The organism is Escherichia sp. MOD1-EC7003, from assembly GCF_002965065.1.
In the GTDB taxonomy this organism is placed as follows: Bacteria; Pseudomonadota; Gammaproteobacteria; order Enterobacterales; family Enterobacteriaceae; genus Escherichia.
Genome location: NZ_PTRE01000127.1, coordinates 1 through 3,100 on the forward strand (window position 1 = coordinate 1; position 3,100 = coordinate 3,100).

Annotated in this window: 3 protein-coding genes and 2 pseudogenes; all 5 read left to right on the forward strand. The window is 41.4% G+C overall.

Going from position 1 to position 3,100, the window contains the following annotated elements; genetic code table 11:
- Positions 1-71 precede the first annotated feature (71 nt).
- Complete coding sequence (locus tag A7090_RS19695; RefSeq protein ID WP_105275275.1) at positions 72-1,058, forward strand: type VI immunity family protein; 987 nt, start codon at positions 72-74, stop codon at positions 1,056-1,058.
- Between the two features lie 13 nt (positions 1,059-1,071).
- Positions 1,072-2,085, forward strand: coding sequence for a DUF2169 family type VI secretion system accessory protein (locus A7090_RS19700; RefSeq protein ID WP_105275276.1), 1,014 nt, complete (start codon positions 1,072-1,074; stop codon positions 2,083-2,085).
- A pseudogene (locus A7090_RS26710) lies at positions 2,070-2,147 on the forward strand (hypothetical protein); the annotation flags it as partial. The gene A7090_RS19700 and the pseudogene A7090_RS26710, both read left to right, overlap by 16 nt.
- Positions 2,148-2,187: 40 nt before the next feature.
- Positions 2,188-2,808 (forward strand): pentapeptide repeat-containing protein, encoded by a 621-nt coding sequence (locus A7090_RS19705; protein ID WP_241957282.1) that lies wholly within the window; start codon positions 2,188-2,190, stop codon positions 2,806-2,808.
- A gap of 196 nt (positions 2,809-3,004) precedes the next feature.
- Positions 3,005-3,100, forward strand: a pseudogene (locus tag A7090_RS26715) (hypothetical protein); the annotation flags it as partial.

Consider the following 3,100-nt stretch of genomic DNA (forward strand, 5'->3'; position numbering starts at 1 on the left):
CATGTTGGGTGGAGCGGACAATCCAAATGGTGAATTACTGTCTTATATCATTGGCGCTGACAAGGTGGATTGTGGTCGAGAAAAAACCATTACCGGATATTGATATAAATATTCTTAGTAAATTGGATAGCGTTGAAATTATGGGGGAAGCGGCGATAGAGGCTCGTATTGCCTTGGGTGCAGAATTATTCATTTCACCACCAGAAGACATGAATAAATTACAACAGATGTATCGAGATATGCTCACTTCAGTGGAAGCTTATTATCATCATTTTAAAACATATTTGAATTGTTACTTGCCGCCTAATAGTGGCAAAAACAGAATAATTAAAGGCGATCCTGTGACTGTCTGGCATAAGGCGTTGGATAATGTAGACATGAATTATGGATTCAATTTTGAACTTTTTTACGATGATACATGGGAAGGAGAGGCGTTTAATGCATCGCCCTGGCAAATACGATGTATGGGATTAACTTTACCGGAAAAACAATTGTCAAATATTACAGGTGCGATGCCAGTTTGTAATGATGAAGGGGGAGATAACTTTTCTACTTTGTTTGCTATGACGCTTGCCTGGTGTGAACGCCATCAACCAGTTCATGGTTCTGCCGGGTTTTGTTATGCTCTTTGTACGGGTATTGAACCACAAGCCCGGTATACTTGGGCTTCCATGCAACGCTACCCTGGCATTGATTTTCATGATCCGGTGACATTTTCGCTAATTGTTGAAGAACACTTTAATCAGATAAAAGGTGTGAATTGGCTGACAATATTGAGCGATGCTCTGATAGCTAAGCTTGGTGGAATGGATACTCTAACTTATGCACTGGAACCTGAATGTCACGTCCATTCTTACCATGGTGGTTGTATCATTATTGCTGGTCCAGTACCACAAATTGGTGATGCTTACACTGGATTTATCCCGGAACGTTATAAAAAAGTAGCATCCGTAATACATCCGATACGATTTGATAAATATCATATGAATTTTTTGGAACTACCAGAATCATTTGACTCAGTGGAAGCTACTATAAAATGGATGCGGCGCTTTGATTAGGAGGGGGAAATATATGTGGCAGATAAAAAATAAGACAGCATATTCCACAAAAGGAGCCTGGGTCCGTGGCAGACAGGGGGAAGAAATCTGGACGGTGGCATTAAAAGCAACCTGGGATATACGACCTGATGGTACGACAACATTATCCGACACCCAGCAACAGGTTAATGTTGGACCAGTGATGAACTTTGATGACAACACATTATTATATGATATCGACCTTGGTCCGGTAAAAAATGCCACAGATATTATTCTGAACGGACATGCCATTGTTCCGGATGGAAAATTCACCACATCTGTTGCTGTGGGACTAAAAGTTGGCAGCATTTCCCGGCTTGCCAGGGTTTACGGCGACAGAGTATGGGACGGAAAGCACTACAGTGAGCCACAACCTTTCGAAAAAATGCCCCTTAATTATAGCAAAATGAGCCGGGGTGATTATTTCCCGGATTATAAAAGTGATTTTAATCCGGCTGGTATTGCCGTTGATACAGCACCTGAAACCGGGATATCCGTTCTGCCCAATATTGAATTTCATGGCGATGAGGCAATGCCGGGATTTGGTGCATTACCCCGTCACTGGCCGGGGCGTCTGCAATTTGCCGGGACGTATGATGCCCGCTGGCAGAAAAAGCAATCGCCGTTACTGCCGGACAACCTGGATGACCGTTACTGGCAGTGTGCGCCTGCGCCATTATATGCAGGAGGGCGACTGAAAGGTGGCGAAGTGGTTTGCCTGGGGAATCTTACGCCACCCGGCTATGGCAAAAACGGACTGCTGATTTTTGCGCTCCCCCGTATTGTTCCTGCATTCCGCACACAGTTTTATGATGGAAGTGTACGCAGGCATCAGGGAAAACTTCATACCATCATTATTGAACCCGATTTTCCCCGTGTCACTATGGTCTGGCACAGCGCGCTCCCCTGCCATCATCTGGTGAACCAGCTCGAGTCCACAACGGTTTCAGAAAAACGACAGCTATTTGTCAGAGCAAAGGCACTTCCTGCACACTTCCACGTAAGATGAGAAAAGCAGCTATGGACAGAAACTATCTGGCTTCAGTCCTTGCGGGGAGCGGGCTTTCGTAATCTTGCCCTGTAAATCCTATACTTCATCAAGGAATTCACATTGAAAAAAATTTTTTTTGAAAAATGGTCTAATTTTGAATACTTAAAGATGGTATCCAAACATATTGATTCTATTATAAGCAATCGAGCAATTATAAATGAAGGAAATCTATCTGGAATTATAATTGGACCAGATGCATTATTGGATGAATTAAAAAATAAGAGTTTATACCAGGCTTATATAAGTAATTCAAATTTATCCTATGCTCGTATATCTGGTAGTATGAGTAATAGTCATCTTACCAAAGTGGATCTAACGAGATCTATACTGGATAGGTGTGTTTTATTTGAGTCTTATATTTCAGAATGTGATTTTTCACATTCTAAATTAGTAGTAGCGATGAATGATTCAACATGTGAGGATAGCAATTTTTCTGGAGCCAAGTTTAGCTCTGGAAGTGTGGGGTTAGAATATGGCGGAAGAAGAGTTAAATTTATAAATTGTAATTTTACATCGACAGTTTTTGACAAGGTTGAATTTCGTGCTTCGAAATTCATAGATTGTATTTTTACTGAGGCTAAATTTAAAAAATGTGATTTTCGCGGCGTTAAATTTGAAGGGGGTATATTGCCATCGGTAATGCAATTTGAAAATATGGATGTACCTAAACAATTCATTTAATAGTTTAAATGAGAGTGATTCGGTGGCTGTATGCCAGGGTCAGTCTTACCTGGCATGGTGACGTGCTGGCAGAATACGACGATGCGGGGAGAATGACCGCGCAGACCATTACCCGGAAGGGACATCAGGGCAGGGAAAGATCACGTAACGCTGCTTTTTTGTACTAAATAATTCGCATTTTATGTTCAATAATTGAGATATTCCTTATTACCTAAATATTGATTTCACATTTGAATGGAAAGGACTGAAAAAATTATGCGTGGCAGTCTCCTTTCGGTCAATAATAGCAGAA

Bases quoted from the DNA above. Each gene is read 5' to 3' on its own strand.
- A7090_RS19700 (WP_105275276.1), top strand. From the start codon at position 1,072: ATGTGGCAGATAAAAAATAAGACAGCATATTCCACAAAAGGAGCCTGG.